The organism is Heyndrickxia acidiproducens DSM 23148, from assembly GCF_000374345.1.
Classification (GTDB): domain Bacteria; phylum Bacillota; class Bacilli; order Bacillales; family Bacillaceae_C; genus Weizmannia; species Weizmannia acidiproducens.
Genome location: NZ_KB893988.1, coordinates 59,173 through 77,704, shown reverse-complemented (window position 1 = coordinate 77,704; position 18,532 = coordinate 59,173). Strand labels below are relative to the sequence as shown.

Here is an 18,532-nt window from a genome sequence, read left to right as displayed (position 1 = left end):
ATGATCCCGACACGGTCTTTGCCGATAACCGTTAAAATGGCTTTCATGTTACCCACTCCAATTCGTAAAAAAATTCATACTTCCACTATCACAGATTTTTGCATGCTTGTCCATGACCATTTCTGGAAATTTGCCGAAAAGTAAAGTGAAACTTCCATCAGTGGGGTTTTCCTTCATCCCCCACTGATTAGAAAATGAACAAAGGCTAAGAACTCAGGCGTCCTGTTGCAACGCCTCCTGCGACCTGCTTCCTGCAGGCCTAACCAATCGGACCTTTACGGGCAGTTTGATCTTCCACCTATCCTTCTTCGTACCTTGAATCTTGAGGTGGGAGTCTTACTGCCCGTTATGTTGGGATAAAGAAGTGTGTCAAAACGTGAAAAAACCGGACCATCGCCAAGGATGGTACCGGTTCTGCGGGGGGCCGGGCAGGAAAACTGCTGTTTACCCCGATTATTTCTCTTCACTGTAGCTTTCAATCATGTTTGCAATATGCGTATAGGCGCCTCCTGCAGCAAGCGCACCGCCAACGAGAATGGCTTCGGCAAGTTGTTCCTCTGTTGCACCGGCTTTTTGTGCCGCTTTTGAGTGGAAGTCAATGCAATATGGGCACTGCGTAACATGTGCGACGGCAACGGCAGCCAGTTCTTTGACAAGTGCGCTCAGTTTTCCCGCTTTCAATGCTGCAGCACCGAAAGCACTGTAGGCCTGGTAGCCGTCTTTTGCCAGCCGGTTCATATTTGCCAATTTTTTCGTATTCGATTTTTTATAGATTTCGTCATCGGAATCTTCAATCAGAGCCAGCTGCATGTGGACACTATGGGAGACTGTCCCGCCAGCCTCCAGTGCGGCTGCAACAAATGCCGCTTCTGCTAACTCTTCTAAACTTGCACCCGCCGCTTTTGCTTTTTTCGTATGGATATCGAGGCAGTACGGGCATTTTGTCGCGTGGGCCGCGGCCACTGCGATGATCTCTTTATCTTTGTTTGAAACAGCCCCGTCTTTAAACACTTCAGCATTAAAAGTTCCGAAAGCGCGGGCTTGTTCCGGTGCCAGTTCATTCAGCTTTGAAAGATGGTGCAACAGACTTTTTTCATATAGTGACATCACTGATTCTCCTTTACCAATTGGTTTACTGTGTTTTCCTCATTATAGCCCTTCTTCCGTAAAAATAACATGAATCCGCCTTCTTCATTGCTTCTTCATAAAGTGAAACTTCCATCAGTGGGGGTTTTCCTTCATCCCCCACTGATTAGAAAATGAACAAAGGCTAAGTACGCAACGTCCTGTTGCAACGCCTCCTGCGACCTGCTTCCTGCACGCCTAACCAATCGGAACTTTACGGGCAGTTTGATCTCCCACGCCTATCCTTCTTCGTACCTTGAATCTCGAGGTGGGAGTCTTACTGCCCGTTAAGTTGGATAAATATGTTAAAATGAATGGTAAATCATACGACAGGACGGTGAGAAGATGGGTGGATTTGATTTTGATACTGTCATAAAGAGGGAAAATACCGCTTCTGTGAAATGGGAGCAGGTGAAACAAGTTTTCGGACAGGAAGATGTGCTGCCGATGTGGGTAGCGGATATGGACTTTAATCCGCCGCACCAAGTCGCTGAGGCGATTAGAAAAAGGCTTGATCATGAAATTTTCGGTTACAGTTTTATCCCGGATTCCACCGGAGAAGCCATTCAAAACTGGTTGAGAAGCCGGCACGGGTGGGAAATCAACCCGGCGTGGATCGCCTACTGCACCGGAGTCGTACCCGCGATCAGTACGGCGATTCAGGCCTTCACAGAACCTGGCGATAAAGTATTGCTGCAATCGCCTGTGTATCACCCGTTTTTCCATATGGTGGAAAAGAATGGCCGGGTTGTTGCCAATTCGCCGCTTATATTGGAAGACGGCCGCTATGAAATTGACTGGGAACAATTTGAAGCACGGCTGAAAGAGGGCGCCAAGCTGTATTTAAACTGTAACCCGCATAATCCGGGCGGCCGGGTCTGGGAAAAAGATGAACTGGTAAAAATGGCTGATCTTTGCGCGCAATACGGCTGTTTATTTTTATCCGATGAAATCCACTCAGATCTCGTCTATAAGCCGTATGTCCACACACCGATTGCATCGCTCGGCGAAAAGTACCGCGACATGACAATTACCTGCATTGCACCGACCAAAACATTTAATCTGGCCGGGTTAAAAGCTTCCGCCGTGATCATCCCGAATCCGAAGCTGCGCAAATCGTTTCAGGACGTACAGGCAGTAAATGGAACAGCAGCGTTGAACACGTTCGGAATTATCGGCATGGAAGCCGCTTACCGTTACGGTGCAAGTTGGCTTGAGGAACTGCTTCAATATTTAGCGGAAAACATTGAGGTTGCAGCTCATTTTATTAAGGAACGGCTGCCTGTGATCTCTGACATGAAAACAGAAGGCACATATTTAATGTGGCTTGATTGCCGCGGGTTTCATTTAACTGAAGAGGAGTTGAAAGAGCGATTATGGAAAAAGGCAAAACTCGGGGTTGAGATTGGCAGTAAATTCGGTCCCGGCGGTGAAGGATTTATCCGCATGAATATCGCCTGCCCGCGCGAAACGCTAATGGATGGTTTATCGCGGCTGGAGAAGGCATTTTCATAATGAGAAAGAGCCCGGGTGCGAAAATGCCCGGGCTCTTTACTTTCCAATCGTCCTTAAAACCGTTATATGGTTTTCAAAACATCTGCAATCGGAGTGTCACCGGAAACCAGATCAAACGCCCGGCGGTAAGTATTGGGCTCATTCAGGCTTGCCACAATCGTGCGTGCCACATCTTCACGCGGTATTGTGCCGCGTGTCAGGTTTTCTGCAGCTGTCACTTTTCCTGTCCCCGGTTCATTCAGCAGCCCGCCTGGCCGGATGATTGTGTAATTTAGCGGGCTTGCTATTAACACCCGGTCTGCATAGTGTTTCGCTACGTAATACGGTTTAATCGCTTCACTCCAGTTTTCGCGATGATGTGCCTGCAGGGCGCTTACGATGATAAAGCGCTCAATTCCTGCTTTTTCTGCTGCCTCCATCGTTTTCACAGCACCATCAAGGTCGACAAGAAGCGTCTTATCCGCCCCCGTCTTACCGCCTGAGCCTGCCGTGAAAACAACGGCATCGCAGCCTGCTGCTGCATTTGCGATTTCCTCCACGGTTCCCTCAAGATCAGCTAACACCGTTTCTATGCCTTTTTGCTTAAAAGCTTCCGCCTGTTCCTGTTTTCTCACCATCGCGCGCGGTGAGTGGGTTCCGCTGTTTTGCAGTAAATCAACAAGAATTTTGCCAATTTGGCCGTTTGCGCCGGCAACGAGTACTTTCATTTTTGAATTTCTCCTTTTTGTTTATTATTATTTCAGATGCACGGATGAGAATCAAATGATCAGGGAGGAATTTACGAGAGGAAGTGCCGGGAATGATAGGAATCCGCAAAAAAGCCCTTCGTTTTTCGAAAGGCCTTTATTACGGGTATTAAAGAGAAAGCGCCCTTTTACATGTCTCTCACGGTTACGCCTTGTTCGGAAACATTCAGTTCGAGCGGCAGAATTCCAGCTGTTTCCCACTCCCCATATAACCGGGGAATCAGATCCTTTTCCTCAACAAAAGCGATACCGCAGTCTCCTCCGCCTGCACCCGAAGATTTGCCGGCTCCGTATTTTTCGGCGATCCCGGATAGCTTCCGCAGGCCGGCTGTTTCAATTTCGACATCAGCGTATGCTCCGAGATGCTGCAGGGCGCGGCGGTTTGCTGCCATACCCGCCATCACCTGCCCGGCATCCAGCTTGTTGAAGCCTTCCACAAGTTGGGCTACTGCCGCTACGCTTTCCTGTAAAAAAAGCCCGTAAACTTCCGGTTGCTTTTCCCGAACCAGCCCAATATTCTCAACCATCGGGCCGGTTGCTGCGGCTTTTCCTGTCCAGCCAACGCATAAGTGTAAATTTGGAGGCGGCGTTAAAGGGGGGATAGAAAGGTAAGGCCAGGATGCTTCAAGCAGTTCGCTTATTTTTTTCACTTCACGAAGCCGGGCAAAGACCCAATCCGGACGAAAAGCCTTGTAGTGGATCCAGCCGCCGTAAGTGGAGGCTGCCAGATCTGCCCCCGATCCGTTTCCCTGTGTTTTCAAATGGGCGATACTTGCCAGTTTATAAATCATATCCTTTGTCGCCGGCAATTCACGGCGATGAATATGCAATAGTGCGGCCAAAACAGAGACCAGAATTGCCGCACTTGAACCGAGCCCGTATTTTTTCCCCGAAGCCGCGTCATCCAATTCGCTTGTAATCGTTAGATGCAGCGGGCGCGGGGAAAGTGATTTTTCTCTGGCCAACCGGGTGAATACGGATAAGGCATTGGCAATGAAACGGAGCCGCGGATCCTCCCGGCTGAATTGAACCGAATCGCCTTCCGTGTGCCAAACCACCTCTTCAATTCCCAGCTGGGGCAGCGACAAGACATTCTCGCTGCTATCTTTGGCATCCACCGTAATATAGCGATCCACCGCCGCCACAACGGCGGGCTGTCCAGGTTCAATCACAGCGTATTCACCGGCGATCATCAATTTCCCCGGCGCTTTTACCTGATAATGAATGGGTGACATCAGTTTCATCTCTTTCCTAATTTTAACTGGTGAACGATTGGATAAGTGCCTTTACCTTCTACGCAAACGGGCCATAGCTGATGCCGGGCCCCGGCCGGCAGGTTAAGATCGTTTGTACAGACGGAATCCGCTGCAGAACTTCCAGCACTGTTTTTTCATTTTCGCCTTCGCAAAGCACTTTTACGTTTGGGCCGGCGTCAATGGTAAAGTAGGCAGGAATCCCGCGTTCGCGCAACTTCCAGACTTCGTGCATGACATCGAGCGTAGCGCTTTGCCAATACAAAAATGGCGGGTCGGCCCCGAGTGTTGTTGCATGCATTTTCAAAGCATTGGCTTCAAGCACCTTGCCGAGCAGTTCGAAATCGCGCCGGGCAATCGCTGTTTTTGCCGCCACGAGGTCTTTTTCTGCCGCTTCAAGCCAGCCGGCGTAAAATGGGGAGGTTTCCACGGTGCGCTTCATGCCTTCCCGGCTTGAAATTTTTTTCTGTTCCGGCTCAAGCAGGCAGGAAAGAATACTTAGATCCCAATCTTTTTCTCCGATAATCGGGACGGCATAGGAATCCGTCCCATCCGCTTTTTCACCTTTTTGCCACTCGACAAAGCCGCCGTATATACTGCGACAGGCAGATCCGGAACCTTGGCGCGCGATTTGTGAGAGCGTACGCCCATCTGCTTGAATCCCCAGCGCTTTAACAGCCGCTGCGGCAAGTGCTGCCATGCCGGATGCGGATGAAGCAAACCCGGCTGCAGTTGGCACTTTATTGACGGATTCAATGACAGCATACAGATTTTTTCCGGAAAATGCCCGGATTTTGTCCATAAAGCGGGTGACTTTTGCCATTTCAGACGGCCCCGCCTCTTCACCGTTCAGCATAAACCGATCTTCCGAAAGCACGGGATCAAACGTTACTTTTGTCGTCGTATAAAAGCGATCAAGTGTGATCGAAAGGCTGCTGTTTGCGGGGAGAAAAAGCTGTTCGTCCCTTTTTCCCCAATATTTGATGAGGGCAATATTGGTATGGGCTCTGGCAATTGCCTCCATATGTTTTCCCTCCACTACATTTCTCCTCCCAGTGAAAAATGCCAGGTTTTTGCAGCCCCAGCTTTTTTCAGGGCGCAAGCAATTTTTTCTGCTTTCCGGCTGTTTTCAGCAAGGGCAATGATGCAGCCGCCGCGCCCGCCGCCTGTGAGCTTGGCGCCGAGTGCACCAGCAGCGCGCGCGGTTTCAATCAGGTGATCTAAACCTCTGTCGCTCACCCCTAAAGCCGCAAGCTGGTCCTGCGCAGCATCAAGCAATTTTCCGAGCAGCCCTGCATTTTTTTTGCCAATGGCAGCTTTGACCTCATATACAATTTCTCCGAGCCGGTCAATGGCGTATTTCACGTTTTCAGGTTCGTATTTCTTTTTTTCCCGAATTTCCTGGACAGCCAGAAAGGTATCGCCGTAGCGGCCGGAATCAGCGACAATCAGGTAATGCGGCAGGTGGATCGGAAACGGCCGGATGGTTTTTCCTTTTTCAAACCAGATTGGGTGTTCATTTGTTTCCGCGATCATGTCAATGCCGCTCGGGCTGCCATGGGCGTACGTTTCTGCAATTTGAACAAGTGACAACAATTTTTCACGGGGTACCTTTTGGCCAAAAAAGGCGTACAAGCTGCGGACAAGTGCAATCGCAACGGCCGCACTTGACCCAAGGCCGCGGCCGATCGGGATTGAGGACCGCAGCTCGATTTCTATATCTTCCAGCGGCTGATTTAGCGCCTGTAATGTTGCTTTTGCGCAGGCCGCAATGCCTTCCATTTTCGGCGGGACTTCATCAAGGATCCCGCTGTAGTAGCGGCAGTTAATGGTGAGCGGCCCCGGCCTTTGCACAGATACCGCCTCAACCTTTACCTTTGTAAAAGGAACTGCGATCGCCGGCTTCCCGTATACAACCGAATGTTCCCCGACCAGGATCAGCTTGCTGTGCGCAGTCCCCACTGCCGCTTTTTGTGAGAGCTTCATCATTTCTGCATATCCCTCGCTTTCTCCTCATCTTTTCCCTTCTTGATTAGCTTTTAACGAAAAAATAAAATCATCCATGGCGCTAAATATAGACGAAACATCATCTCGTAATTGACACCCCGTTCATGCAGCATTCCGGATACAATTCCAATTCATCTTCATCATACACCACCAGTATTTATCCAGCCAGCGCTTATACAGGCAGACTGGATCCATAGCCAATCCTGGCGCCGATTGGCCTGAGCAAAAACAGTTTTGACGGATCATTCGACACTAAAAAATAATCGCCCATCGTTGTAAAGCTGCTTACAATTAAGGCGATGATCAAACCTTTAAACGAAACGATATCCTCCCAAACTTCGATGAGAACTGTTTCGCAATCAGAATTTTTTTCTATATAAATGAGACTTGCAATTTTCTTCAGTCTTCGGCAATTTTTGCGGCATTACCCATCCATTTTATCGAAAGTCATTCTCATTTTCAACATGTGTGGTTTCTTTTCCGACCAGGATGAACATACTATTAAAAATGGGACAAAGAATAAGTTCTAAAGGTGTTTTATTGCAACGCCTTTATAACCTTATCCTGCAGGCTTGAACGTAATGAATGTAACGGAGGCAGTTGTTTGTGAAAATCAGTGTCATTATTCCTGTTTACAATGTGGAAGCATATTTGGATGAATGCTTGGACAGTCTTATCAACCAGACTTATCCTGTCTATGAAATCATTGCCGTTGATGACGGTTCTAAAGACCGCAGCTGCAAAATCCTTGCCAAATGGACAAAACGGCTGCCCCAGCTGCGGATCATCCGCCAAAAACACAGTGGTGCCCCGGGCGGACCGAGAAACAAAGGGCTTGCGCTTGCCGGCGGCGATTATATCCATTTTCTTGATCCCGATGATTACATTGACCCGAACTTTTACGAAAGCTCAATGGCTTACATCAAACAACATCATCCCGATATGCTGATCACCAAAATTTTAAAATGCAATACCCGGAAAAAATGGGAAATCCAGCTTTTTAAGACGCTCGGCATTTTTAAAGAGAACCGGCTGACCCATTTATTCGAATCAAACAATTTAATTCATAATCTCGGGCCGGCCAATAAAATTTTCAAACGCGAATTTTTGATGCAGAACCGCCTGCAGTTTCTTGAACGCCGGCGCTTTGAAGATGTCCATTTTGTCACTTGCTGCCTGTATTTGGCGAAAAAAGTATATATTAACTGCCAAACACATTATTACTGGCGTAAGCGGGAATCATTGCGCAATCTGTCCATCACACAAAAAAATTTTATGTTCAAGGCGGTTCGCGACCGTGTGTTTATCCATCAGGAAATTGACCGTTTTCTAATGGAGCACGGGCTGCTTGGCCACCGATATATTAAAGACATCCGCGCGGTTTTGGACTTCAACCGGTACGCCAGCAACCTGTACCGGTTTTTGCCACCGTACCAGCGCCGGTTTTTTACACTTGCCAATGAATATTTGGAGACAATTGACGAACGTGCCTTTACTTATCTGCCAAACCGTGAACTCGAGCTCACCCGCCATTTTTTCTTACGGAACCACCTTGATTTCGAATTTGTTGCAACTGCCACCGCGGATCATGGTTATCTTCCCGTTACTGTGGACGAAAACGGCACGCAGCATTTTGATTTCCGCCATTTAAAAGGAAAGTTCCGGTTTGATCATCTTCTTCCTGCTACAATCCCCGTTCCGAAGCATTTAATGCCGGAAAAGGCTGAACTGCTTGAAGCGGATTACTGCCTGCGTTCCTTGTCATTAAAAGGGGTCGGGCAAATCGGCTATTTTCCTCCCAAGTCAAAAGAAGATGCTGCAATGACCATTATCTTACAAAACCGCGCCACAAAAGAAGAACGCTTCTGTCCGGCGGTGACGCATCTTTCTGTAGACAGGCAAATGACATTTGTTGCAGTTGTGGATGCACAGCTGCTCAAGGACTGGCTCAACCAGCAGCAAACGGTTGATCTTTTTCTCCAAATCAAGGTGCATCATCTATCGAAAAAAATCCGTTTGCATACCGTACCCCATGTAAAACTTGGCAATTATGCTTTAAACGGGGAATTATCCGTGACAACATACGGAAACCTTTCGATCGTGCCGATGACAGTTGAGCAGCATGCCAAAGGATTAAGCAGAAAATGGCGGACAGGGCTAAAACTTGGAAGAAGGCGTGCATAGCAGGAGAATTGAAGGATTGGAATATATTGGATTGCATCGTTTTGTTTATTCAACATTCTCCCGGGTAAACAGTAAGGGCAAGGCCAATACACATTAAAGAAGGGACTGGTAAGTTCATGGCAGACTTTACAGCGACTTCATCCTCAGTATTTGGCAGTGCATTTGTCCTCAGGGCAAATGGGACAGTTGTCCGTAACCGATATACTTTCGGGGAAGGCGCTTGTCCACCTACAACTTAAGAATCAAACAGCTTTGATTGCTTTTCGTAAAAGGCGCGGCTCCCGGGGGCCGCGCTTTTTATTTGGGCGTACGCGGCTTGCGGAGTGCCCGTTATGTATGTCTTTTCTCCCGATCTAAGCCCGCGGGTTGGATCTCCTGCAGCGGCGGAAGCGGGAGGGATTGACCGCCAAAACCATCACCGCCACTTTTAATCACAGTTCATCTCCACTTTTCTTCCTTTATTTCTTACTCCGATTCATGTTAGCATAAAGGTATGAATACATGTAATGAAGGAAATAAACGATAATCAGTCTTGCTTTCATAATGGTGAGGTGAACTTGATGAGTGGAATCGTAGGGTATATTGGCAGGCATTCTGCACAGTCCATCCTGCTTGATTGTTTGAAGAAATTGGATTACCGCGGTTATGATTCAGCGGGGATTGCCGTTTCAGATTTGAAGAAAATTGACATCCGCAGAGAAAAAGGGCGCGTTGAGGATCTGGAAGCTTCCCTGCAGCTGGAACCGATACGCCCCGGCTGCCTGGGCATCGGCCATACAAGGTGGGCATCGCATGGGACGCCGACTGTTTCCAACTCCCATCCATTAAGCGATGAAGAGGGACGCTTTTACGTCGTACATAATGGCATTATTGAAAACTACCAGCAACTGAAAAAATTCCTCATTTCCGAGGGCCATCATTTTCAAACTGATACCGATACCGAAGTCATTCCGCATCTTTTGGCACATTTCGATACAGGAAATTTTGAAGAAACGGTTCGTAAAGTGATTCCGCAATTAAAAGGAGCGTTTGCACTGGCGCTGATGTCAACGGCCCACCCGAACCAGATCATCGCGGTTTCGTACGACAACCCGCTGATCATCGGCTTTGGCCAGGGGGAAGCGTATCTTTCCTCCGACATTCCGGCGCTGCTTCCGTACACGAAAGAAACCTATCCCATCAAAAACGGGGAAATCGCCATTTTAACGCAAACGAATGTCGAAGTGAAAACACTTGCCGGTGAGAAAATCGTACCGGAAAAAGTGACCATTCGCTGGAACCATGATGAATTGAGCCTGCAAACGTATGAGCATTTTATGTTAAAAGAAATCACGGAACAGCCGGAAGCGATTAAACGCACGCTCAAGGGGCGCCTGATTGAAAGCGGTGTGGCCATTCCGGAAGTGGAAGCTTTTTTAGAGGAACGGAAGCTGAGCCGTTTTGAAAAAATCACCATTGTCGGCAGCGGCACCTCCCACCATTCCGGCATGATCGGCAAGAAGATCTTGGAAACGATGCTGGATATCCCGGTGGAAGCAGCCATTTCATCGGAATTCAGTTTTGAACATGGCCATTTAAACGATCAACAGCTGGTGATTGCCCTCAGCCAATCGGGCGAGACGGCAGACACGATTTCAGCGTTAAAAGAGGCGAAAAAGTACGGAGCGCCTACCATTGCGATTACGAATTACCGGAAAAGCACACTGGCGCGGAAATCGGACTGTTTGGTTTATACACATGCGGGCCCTGAATTGGCTGTGCCGGCAACAAAAGCCTATACGGCGCAAATAACGGCTTTGATTCTGCTTTCGATTGTTTTAACAGAAAAAACTAACGGTCCGGGCCGCAAAATGGTTCCCGTTTTGCTTGACGCCCTCCACTCGCTTGCCGATGACGTGGAAAAATGCCTGATCATGACACAGGATGCCATCGACCAGTTTGCCCAGGTGACAAATGACCAGGAACATCTCTTTCTGATCGGGCGCGGGCTTGATTATGTGCTTGCACTGGAAGGCGCGCTCAAACTTCAGGAAGTGGCGTATTTACATGCAGATGCATACGCGGCCGGTGAAATGAAACATGGCACAATGGCACTGATCACACCCGGCATTCCGGTGATCGCGCTTGCCACGCAGCAGCATTTGCGCGATAAAGCGATCAACAACATTAAGGAGATTAAAGCGCGCGACGCCTATGTTGTCGGCATTACGACAACCGGTGATGATGAAGTGAGCGCCGTTGTCGATGAAGTCCTGTATATTCCGGAAGCCCATCCTTTCCTGATGCCTATTCTGGCCGCCATCCCGCTGCAGCTTTTGGCCTACTACGCCGGAAAAGTGCGCGGCTATAATGTTGACCGCCCGAGAAATCTGGCCAAAAGCTTAACCGTAGAATAGCCCGCAACTGACAACGCGAAGGAGCCGGGCAGCAGCCTGCTTCTCTTCTGCCCAAACACGCATGGATGCCCATGCGTGTTTTTATTGTATTTTGTTTGTAATCAAGCGGCATTCCAGCTCTTTTTGCATTTTTTCGCCGGCTTTGCATTTGTTAAAATACATTCCTGCACAGTCACATGTTAATATTGAATATCATTTTATATAAAGTATAAATCCCCGAATTTTATTTTGTTTTCCTAACGCAGGCTTGCAACCAACATTGATTTCCATTCTCAATTAGTTTAATTTTTTTATATTAAATGAGAATATAAACTGTTTATTTTTATTCCGCTGTGTTAAAATACAGATAAATTATTTCATGAAAAGTAAATAACCCATACGGAAGAGGTGTGTGCAGTTATGGTGGAGTATGATTATCACCACCTGCCCCATGTCAAAACCCAGACCAAGTCTAAAAAGGCGCTTTGGGCAACACTGTTCTTAACCTTGTTCTTTACGGCAGTGGAAATCATTGGGGGATTGATTTCCCGTTCACTCGCATTACTTTCTGACTCAGCACATATGGCCTCAGACGTTATCGCGCTTCTTTTCAGCATGGTTGCACTTTACTTGGCCACCCGCCCGCCAAACCGTAAATATACATTCGGCTATTTGAGGTTTGAAATTATTGCTTCATTTTTAAACGGGCTCACCTTAGCGATCATTTCAATTTGGATCTTTATTGAGGGAATCAAACGTTTTATCCATCCGCAAACGATTGATTTTATGTGGATGTTTTCAATCGCTTCAATTGGTCTGGTTGTTAATATCGTACTCACCATCGTACTTTACCGCAGTACAAAGGCAGAAGATAATTTAAATGTGAAAAGCGCCCTATGGCATTTTATCGGGGATTTGTTAAACTCGGCAGGTGTTATTCTTTCCGCAATACTCATTTATTTTACCGGCATGAATTTTTTTGATCCGCTGATCAGCATCATCATTGGCGGCGTGATTTTTTACGGCGGCGCCAAAATCATCCGCGAATCATATTTGATTTTAATGGATGCCGTGCCTGAACGTTTTGACCTCGACCGGATTCGCGCCGATATGAACGCCATTGACGGGGTGGAAGATGTTCATGAGATGCATTTGTGGAATATCTCATCCGACCATTGCTCGCTGACTGCCCATATCTTTGTCAAACAGAGCAGCAAGCCGATGTTTGTGATATTAGCGGTGAACCAGATGCTGAAAAACAAATATGGCATCATCCATACAACCATTCAAACCGAAGACCCCGCCATTCATTATCATGGGGAATATGAGAAGTATGGATACCGGAAAAATAATGGCTGAACGGCCGGGAGCATCGTTTTTGCTCCGGAACGGTTTTTCATTCCCCCTATGAACGACCGTGGGCGCGGATTTTCTTCCGGCACAGGCTTTCATTTCCCTTATGAACGACCGTGGGCGCGGATTTTCCTCCGGCACAGGCTTTCATTCCCCTTATGAACGACCGTGGGCGCGGATTTTCTTCCGGCACGGGCTTTCATTCCCCTTATGAACGACCGTGGGCACGGACTTTCTTCCGGCACGGGCTTTCATTCCCCCTATGAACGACCGTGAGCACAGTTTTTCTCCCGGCACGGGGCTTCATTTCCCTTATGAACGACCGTGGGCGCGGATTTTCCTCCGGCACGGGGCTTCATTTCCCCTATGAACGACCGTGAGCACACTTTTTCTCCCGGCGCGGGCTTTCATTCCCCTTATGAACGACCGTGGGCGCGGATTTTCTTCCAGCACGGGGCTTCATTTCCCTTATGAACGACCGTGGGCGCGGATTTTCTTCCGGCACGGGGCTTCATTTCCCTTATGAACGACCGTGGGCGCAGTTTTTCTCTCGGCGCGGGCTTTCATTCCCCTTATGAACGACCGTGGGCGCAGTTTTTCTCTCGGCACGGGGCTTCATTTCCCTTATGAACGACCGTGAGCACAGTTTTTCTCCCGGCGCGGGCTTTCATTCCCCCTATGAACGACCGTGGGCGCGGATTTTCTTCCGGAGCGTGGCTTCACAGCGCCTCTCTTTTTACTTCACAAGGCTCATTTTTTCGTTTCCAAATAAAAGGCAGGCCCTGCTGAAAAGAGCCTGCCTTTTGATCTGCTTATGATTCAAAGTAGTACATAAAACCAATTGCACCAAGACCCGTATGTGTACTGATAATCGGTGTGGTTGCTTCAATTTTCGAATCGTTAAATCCAAATTTTTCCTGGATCAGGTTTTTTATTTTACAGGCGCGGTCGTAAGCTTCCGCATGGGTAATGCCGACGCCCTTTATCGTTTTCCCCTTCACATCATCTGCCAGTTGTTTCAGTAAATAACTGATCACCTGCTTATAACTTCTGGCATTATGGACCGGCGTGTACACTCCGCCTTCAAGGGAGGCAATCGGTTTGATGTGGAGTAAAGATCCCAGCATGGCTTTGCCCTTACCGATTCTTCCCCCTTTTGCCAGATTTTCAAGCGTATCGACTACCACATAGAGGCGGGTATGTGAACGAATCGTTTCCAGCCGCTGTAAAATTTCTTCGACGCTGCTGCCTTCTTTTGCCATAATCGCTGCTTCTTTTACTTGGAAAGCGAGTGCTTTTGAAATATATCTTGAATCGACAACGGTTACCTTTGCCTTTGTCATCGCTGCCGCCTGTTCGGCTGACTGCACCGTTCCGCTCATTCCGCCAGTCATATGGATAGAGATGATTTCGTAGCCTTCCTCATCCAGGCGGTCATATAGTTCAACAAAAGTGCCGGCAGATGGTTGGGAACTTTTCGGAAGTTCTTCAGACTGTTTCATTTTTTCTATAAATTCATCTGGTGTGATATCGATGCGGTCGAGGTAAGTCTTTCCTTCGATTGAGATGGAAAGCGGCACCATTTCAATCTCATATTCTTTCAAAGATGCCTCCGTCATATCAACAGTGGAATCTGTCACAATTTTAATTTTTTTCATGTACGGGCTCCTTTATAGATCATATACTTGCTTTAATCACTGCCATCCCTGCAGAATGTGATTCGTGTGTACCTTCTTCTATTGTAACATCTTTTTACCGCCGCTGCCGGTTTCAACTGTCCAGGCGGGTTTCCGGGGTTTATTTCAACGGGGATATTGGGGAACTTGACATTCGTAAGCGATAACGGTACATTGCAAATAGAAGAAAGTCATGTTAGCGGCAGGTGCAAAAGATATGTTAAAAGAAGACAGATACCGGATAATTATTTCCGCGCTTGAAGAAAAAAATTCCGTAGAAGTGTCCGATCTTGCCAAAACCTTAGATGTAACGGAAATGACAATTCGCCGCGATTTAAAAGCGCTGGAAGATGAGGGGCTGCTCGTGCGTGTCCACGGCGGGGCACGGAAAAAAGATGCTTCCTATACGCCGGAAGTACCCTATACTCAAAAACGAACCATTAATATTGAATTGAAACAGCATATTGCCAAAATTTGCGCCGGACTGATTGAGGATAATGATACCATCTTTATCGGATCCGGAACGACCAACGATTTCATTTTTGATTATTTACAAGCCAATAATCTCAATATTATTACCAGCTCACTTACTGTATTTAACCGCGCCAAAGATATGCCCGGTACCGAAGTCATTTTAACCGGCGGCCGGTACAGGAAAAAAAGCGGGACATTCGCAGGTTATTTCACCAATAAATTATTAAGTGAAATTAAAGTAAAAAAAGCCTTTATCGGCACAAACGGCATCAACGGCCCGAAAGTCACCACTGCCAATGAAGAAGAAGGGCATGGCCACCAGATTATACTTGATCATTCGATTGAGCGATATATATTGGCCGATAGTACAAAATTCGGCGTTGAATCTTTTTTTACATTTTATAACGTAAGAGATCTCACAGCCATTATCACAGATCAAAATCTCAGCCCGCATGCTGAAGATTACTATAAGGAAATGGTGAAAATCATAAAATAATTGGACAGATTAACAGCCTGCTGAATGCATCAGCAGGCTGTTAATTTTTATTATTTTGAGAAGGCTAATTCCTTGCTGCCATAACGGGACCACCATGGTTTTGCAGTTTCCTTCAATACTTTGTTCAGGTCATCGATATTTTTTCTGCCTGTTGTTTGCAGCCATTCAACAGCTGCCTTTTCACCTTCTTTGGCAAACGGTTCAACACCGTTTTTCCAGGTTGCACGCCCGCAAAGCACACCATTAAATTGCGAACCGGCTTCAGCTGCAAATTGCAAGGTCTTTTGAAAAAGCTCCGCGGAAACTCCAGCGCTTAAGAATATGAACGGGAGCGTGGAAGCATCAGACTGTTCTTTAAAATAACGTTGCGCTTCTTTTTTTGTATAAACCGCTTCACCGTCAGCAAACCCTTCTACATAGTTCATATTGACAGGAACTTCCACTTTCAGGACGTCCACATTATAACGCGGTTTCGTAAATTCTTTTACAGCATCATTAACTTTATGCGGTTTCACTTTAGCGTATGCAGCGCCTTTCACGTCATCATTATTTGCATCATAGCTGACAATTTCCAGGAAGAAAGGAATATCTTCTGCGACGCATTCCAAGCCAACCCTTTCTACAAATGCATGTTTTTGGTCGTTAATTGCTTCACCTTCGTCTACATCATAATAAAGCAGCAATTTAACGGCATCAGCGCCTTTTTCTTTCAGGCGTTTTACGGACCAAACCGGCAGCAGATCAGGAAGCCGCCCGACTTCATTGGCATCATAACCGGTTTTTTCGTAGGCAACAAGCAGGCCCGCATCAGCATCTCTTTGTTCCGCTGCCGGCCATCCGAATTCGGGATCTAATAGAATAGAAGAAGCATAAGGAGTTAATTCGCGGGAAACGAGCACTTTAAAGTCCTTAATGCTCGATGCGTCCGCCTCCCCGCCCTTGGCAGTTGCAATCATTTTTTGCAAAGAACCGCGCTGGTCAATTGCCAAAGCCCCGATGATGCCGTTATGATCTGAGAGTTTATTGAGTCCATTAAACTTACCTTCTGTTAATTTTGCCATTCAAATCACTCCTTTATACTTTTTGAACTTCTATTAGTTTTAAGCAAGTCCCAAATTGGGATGCATCGACAAAGCCGGTTTGCGGTTGCATCGTATTTAGGAGTCCGGCGGTCATGCCATATTTCAGCATGGTTACCCCGTCCTGTTTTGAATCGATCGCTTTTGCCATGCCGGCTACTGTAGCGTCTCCGGAACCCACTGGATTTTCAACTTTGATTTTTGGAATCCTTACTTTATAAAAGTCTTCACCATGCTTTGCAAAAGCACCGTCAGCCCCCTGGGAAACGACGATCCAAGGAATTCCGTAAAAAAGCGGATCTGTTAGAGCAGACTTTAATGATTCTGTATCTTCAGATATTTCTCTGCCCAGTAGCTGACCAAGTTCATCCGTATTTGGCTTAATCAAATAAGGTAAAGCATTCTTATTTTGCAAAGAGACTTTTAAAGTTTTGCCTGACGTATCCAAAATAACCGGAATCTTTTTACGTATCGCGTGCTCAATCATTTTTCCGTAAATGTCTTCACTGAACCCGTTTACAATGCTTCCGGAAATTGTAATGACCGAAACTTGGTCAAGTAATTGATTAAACAGTGCTAAAAATTGTTCCTGGTCCTCATTTGTCAACGTCGGGCCGGATTCTAGAATTTCCGTCTGCATTCCCTCATGCAAAACGGCAATACAGTTTCGGGCTTCCTGCTTAGTATGAAGAAACCGGTGGTTCATTTGGTCTTGATCGAGCTGCTGTTCAATGTATTGGCCTAATGAGCCACCCAGCACACCAGTGGATAAAACCTTGACTCCGAGCAAATGAGCAACACGCGAAACATTCAGCCCTTTTCCGCCAGCCGTCTTTTTCACTTTGGATACACGGTTTACCTCATTAATCCTAAAGCGATCAAGATGGTAGGATATATCCACTGATGGGTTTAAAGTGACTGCTAACAACATCGGAACCTCTCCTTTTGCGCCTAAAACTGATCAGTCATGATATTCTCCGCGATCCCATTTTTCAAGGAATTCGTCAAAGAAATGATCATTTCCGGTTTGATTGTCCGCTTCGTGATTCAATGCATCAATTTTTTTGATCAATGCTTTATTTTCAGGCGTTTCCTTATATTCTGCTTCAATAAATGCATCAACAATTGCCTGGATGACATGCAGACCGGTAATTCTTCCTCCAACTGCGATGATATTCGCATTCAGTTGTTCCTTTGCATATTTCGCAGTTGTAATATCGCGGACCAACGCAACTCTTGTTCCCGGTACTTTATCGGCTGAGGCAGAAATGCCCACACCTGTACCACACAGAACGACACCCAGATCTGCTTCACCGCTGACAACTTTTTCTGCTGTTGCCTTGCCGTAAATCGGATAGTGGGTTCTGGTCATATCATAAGTCCCATTATCAATGACTGTGTGCCCCTTACTTTTCAAATAATCCGATAACTGCATTTTTGTATCTGTTACAATATGGTCACAACCTAGTGAAATAATCATGTTTTTTCCTCCTTGTTAGCACATTTTATTTAACATATCTACACGAATTTGATGACGGCCGCCTGCGTATTCAGATTTCAGGTAAGCGTCCACACAGCCTTTTGCCAGTTCTTCACCGACAATCCCGGATCCTAGGGAAATGGCCATTGCATTATTGTGGCTGCGCGTCATCTTTGCTGAATGTTCGTCTGAAACTTCAGCACAGATCATGCCCTTAAATTTATTTGCAGTCATGAAGGAGCCGGCACCATATTTGTCGATAAGAATTCCACGGTCTCCTTCTCCGGATTGAATCGCCTTCACAACCCGCGTTGTAGAATCTACAAAATCCAAGTTGGCTTCCGGCGTCTTATCCAAAACTTCATAACCTTGTTCTTTAAGGTAACTTTTTAAAGTTTCTTTTAGTTGAAAGCCATCTTTATCTGACCCGATTACAACTTTCATATTTACTCCTCTTTTCTTTTTGTTATTATTTCAGAGATAGTAGCTATCTTGGTTAGAAACTGAAATTTGCATTGAACCTCTTCCTGATTATCTCGGAATCTAATATTTGTTGAACTACTTGTGAATAAATGAACATTTCTTTGTTGAACCAAGAATGATGGACTATTGTTTTTGGCTATGCCACCTCTCATATATGTTATATTTTGTTTGTTTTTGTTTACAATTAAACCTTATCATGATTGTTTTTTTGTGTCAATGTATATGGACAAATATATTTAAAATCCTTTTCTTTCCACACTGTAAACGTTAACAAAATATTAACAAA

General features: G+C 46.5%; 15 protein-coding genes. 5 read left to right on the top strand and 10 right to left on the bottom strand.

Going from position 1 to position 18,532, the window contains the following annotated elements; translation table 11 throughout:
• Positions 1 to 453: 453 nt before the first annotated feature.
• The gene (locus C232_RS0107025) at positions 454 to 1,107 is read right to left on the bottom strand and encodes a carboxymuconolactone decarboxylase family protein (protein ID WP_018662733.1); all 654 of its coding nucleotides are present in this window, start codon (positions 1,105 to 1,107) and stop codon (positions 454 to 456) included.
• A 363-nt stretch (positions 1,108 to 1,470) separates the two neighbouring features.
• Here C232_RS0107025 and C232_RS0107020 point away from each other — a divergent pair, with 363 nt between their 5' ends.
• Positions 1,471 to 2,640, top strand: a complete 1,170-nt coding sequence (locus C232_RS0107020; RefSeq protein ID WP_018662731.1) for a MalY/PatB family protein — start codon at positions 1,471 to 1,473, stop codon at positions 2,638 to 2,640.
• A gap of 62 nt (positions 2,641 to 2,702) precedes the next feature.
• On the opposite strand, the gene C232_RS0107015 is transcribed toward C232_RS0107020, so the two are convergent.
• The 4 genes from C232_RS0107015 to mvk all read right to left on the bottom strand — a co-directional run bounded on the left by C232_RS0107015 (position 2,703) and on the right by mvk (position 6,628).
• Positions 2,703 to 3,347 (bottom strand): SDR family oxidoreductase, encoded by a 645-nt coding sequence (locus C232_RS0107015; RefSeq protein WP_018662729.1) that lies wholly within the window; start codon positions 3,345 to 3,347, stop codon positions 2,703 to 2,705.
• A 167-nt stretch (positions 3,348 to 3,514) separates the two neighbouring features.
• Positions 3,515 to 4,621, bottom strand: coding sequence for a phosphomevalonate kinase (locus C232_RS0107010; protein WP_018662727.1), 1,107 nt, complete (start codon positions 4,619 to 4,621; stop codon positions 3,515 to 3,517).
• A gap of 58 nt (positions 4,622 to 4,679) precedes the next feature.
• A complete protein-coding gene (gene mvaD / locus C232_RS0107005; protein WP_026314514.1) occupies positions 4,680 to 5,663 on the bottom strand; it encodes a diphosphomevalonate decarboxylase in 984 nt (327 codons plus the stop codon).
• Positions 5,664 to 5,677: 14 nt separating this feature from the next.
• A complete protein-coding gene (gene mvk / locus C232_RS0107000; protein WP_018662723.1) occupies positions 5,678 to 6,628 on the bottom strand; it encodes a mevalonate kinase in 951 nt (316 codons plus the stop codon).
• Between the two features lie 624 nt (positions 6,629 to 7,252).
• Here mvk and C232_RS0106990 point away from each other — a divergent pair.
• The 3 genes from C232_RS0106990 to C232_RS0106980 all read left to right on the top strand — a co-directional run bounded on the left by C232_RS0106990 (position 7,253) and on the right by C232_RS0106980 (position 12,564).
• The gene (locus C232_RS0106990) at positions 7,253 to 8,830 is read left to right on the top strand and encodes a glycosyltransferase family 2 protein (RefSeq protein ID WP_018662720.1); all 1,578 of its coding nucleotides are present in this window, start codon (positions 7,253 to 7,255) and stop codon (positions 8,828 to 8,830) included.
• A 560-nt stretch (positions 8,831 to 9,390) separates the two neighbouring features.
• Positions 9,391 to 11,226: a glutamine--fructose-6-phosphate transaminase (isomerizing) gene (gene glmS / locus C232_RS0106985; RefSeq protein WP_018662716.1), complete on the top strand. Its 1,836-nt coding sequence runs from the start codon at positions 9,391 to 9,393 to the stop codon at positions 11,224 to 11,226.
• A 399-nt stretch (positions 11,227 to 11,625) separates the two neighbouring features.
• Positions 11,626 to 12,564: a cation diffusion facilitator family transporter gene (locus tag C232_RS0106980; protein ID WP_018662714.1), complete on the top strand. Its 939-nt coding sequence runs from the start codon at positions 11,626 to 11,628 to the stop codon at positions 12,562 to 12,564.
• 806 nt (positions 12,565 to 13,370) lie between these two features.
• On the opposite strand, the gene C232_RS0106975 is transcribed toward C232_RS0106980, so the two are convergent.
• A complete protein-coding gene (locus tag C232_RS0106975; protein WP_018662712.1) occupies positions 13,371 to 14,216 on the bottom strand; it encodes a DegV family protein in 846 nt (281 codons plus the stop codon).
• Positions 14,217 to 14,451: 235 nt separating this feature from the next.
• On the opposite strand from C232_RS0106975, the gene C232_RS0106970 reads away from it, so the two are divergent.
• On the top strand, positions 14,452 to 15,204 hold the full coding sequence (locus C232_RS0106970; protein ID WP_026314513.1) for a DeoR/GlpR family DNA-binding transcription regulator: 753 nt from the start codon (positions 14,452 to 14,454) through the stop codon (positions 15,202 to 15,204).
• A gap of 50 nt (positions 15,205 to 15,254) precedes the next feature.
• Here C232_RS0106970 and lacD read toward each other — a convergent pair whose 3' ends face one another.
• From lacD to lacA, 4 genes are read right to left on the bottom strand one after another with little or no spacing between them, the layout of a single operon-like run.
• Positions 15,255 to 16,265, bottom strand: a complete 1,011-nt coding sequence (lacD, locus tag C232_RS0106965) for a tagatose-bisphosphate aldolase (protein WP_018662708.1) — start codon at positions 16,263 to 16,265, stop codon at positions 15,255 to 15,257.
• 13 nt (positions 16,266 to 16,278) lie between these two features.
• Complete coding sequence (locus C232_RS0106960) at positions 16,279 to 17,214, bottom strand: hexose kinase (RefSeq protein WP_018662706.1); 936 nt, start codon at positions 17,212 to 17,214, stop codon at positions 16,279 to 16,281.
• Between the two features lie 30 nt (positions 17,215 to 17,244).
• On the bottom strand, positions 17,245 to 17,763 hold the full coding sequence (lacB, locus tag C232_RS0106955; protein WP_018662704.1) for a galactose-6-phosphate isomerase subunit LacB: 519 nt from the start codon (positions 17,761 to 17,763) through the stop codon (positions 17,245 to 17,247).
• Between the two features lie 15 nt (positions 17,764 to 17,778).
• On the bottom strand, positions 17,779 to 18,207 hold the full coding sequence (gene lacA / locus C232_RS0106950) for a galactose-6-phosphate isomerase subunit LacA (RefSeq protein ID WP_018662702.1): 429 nt from the start codon (positions 18,205 to 18,207) through the stop codon (positions 17,779 to 17,781).
• Positions 18,208 to 18,532: the final 325 nt, after the last annotated feature.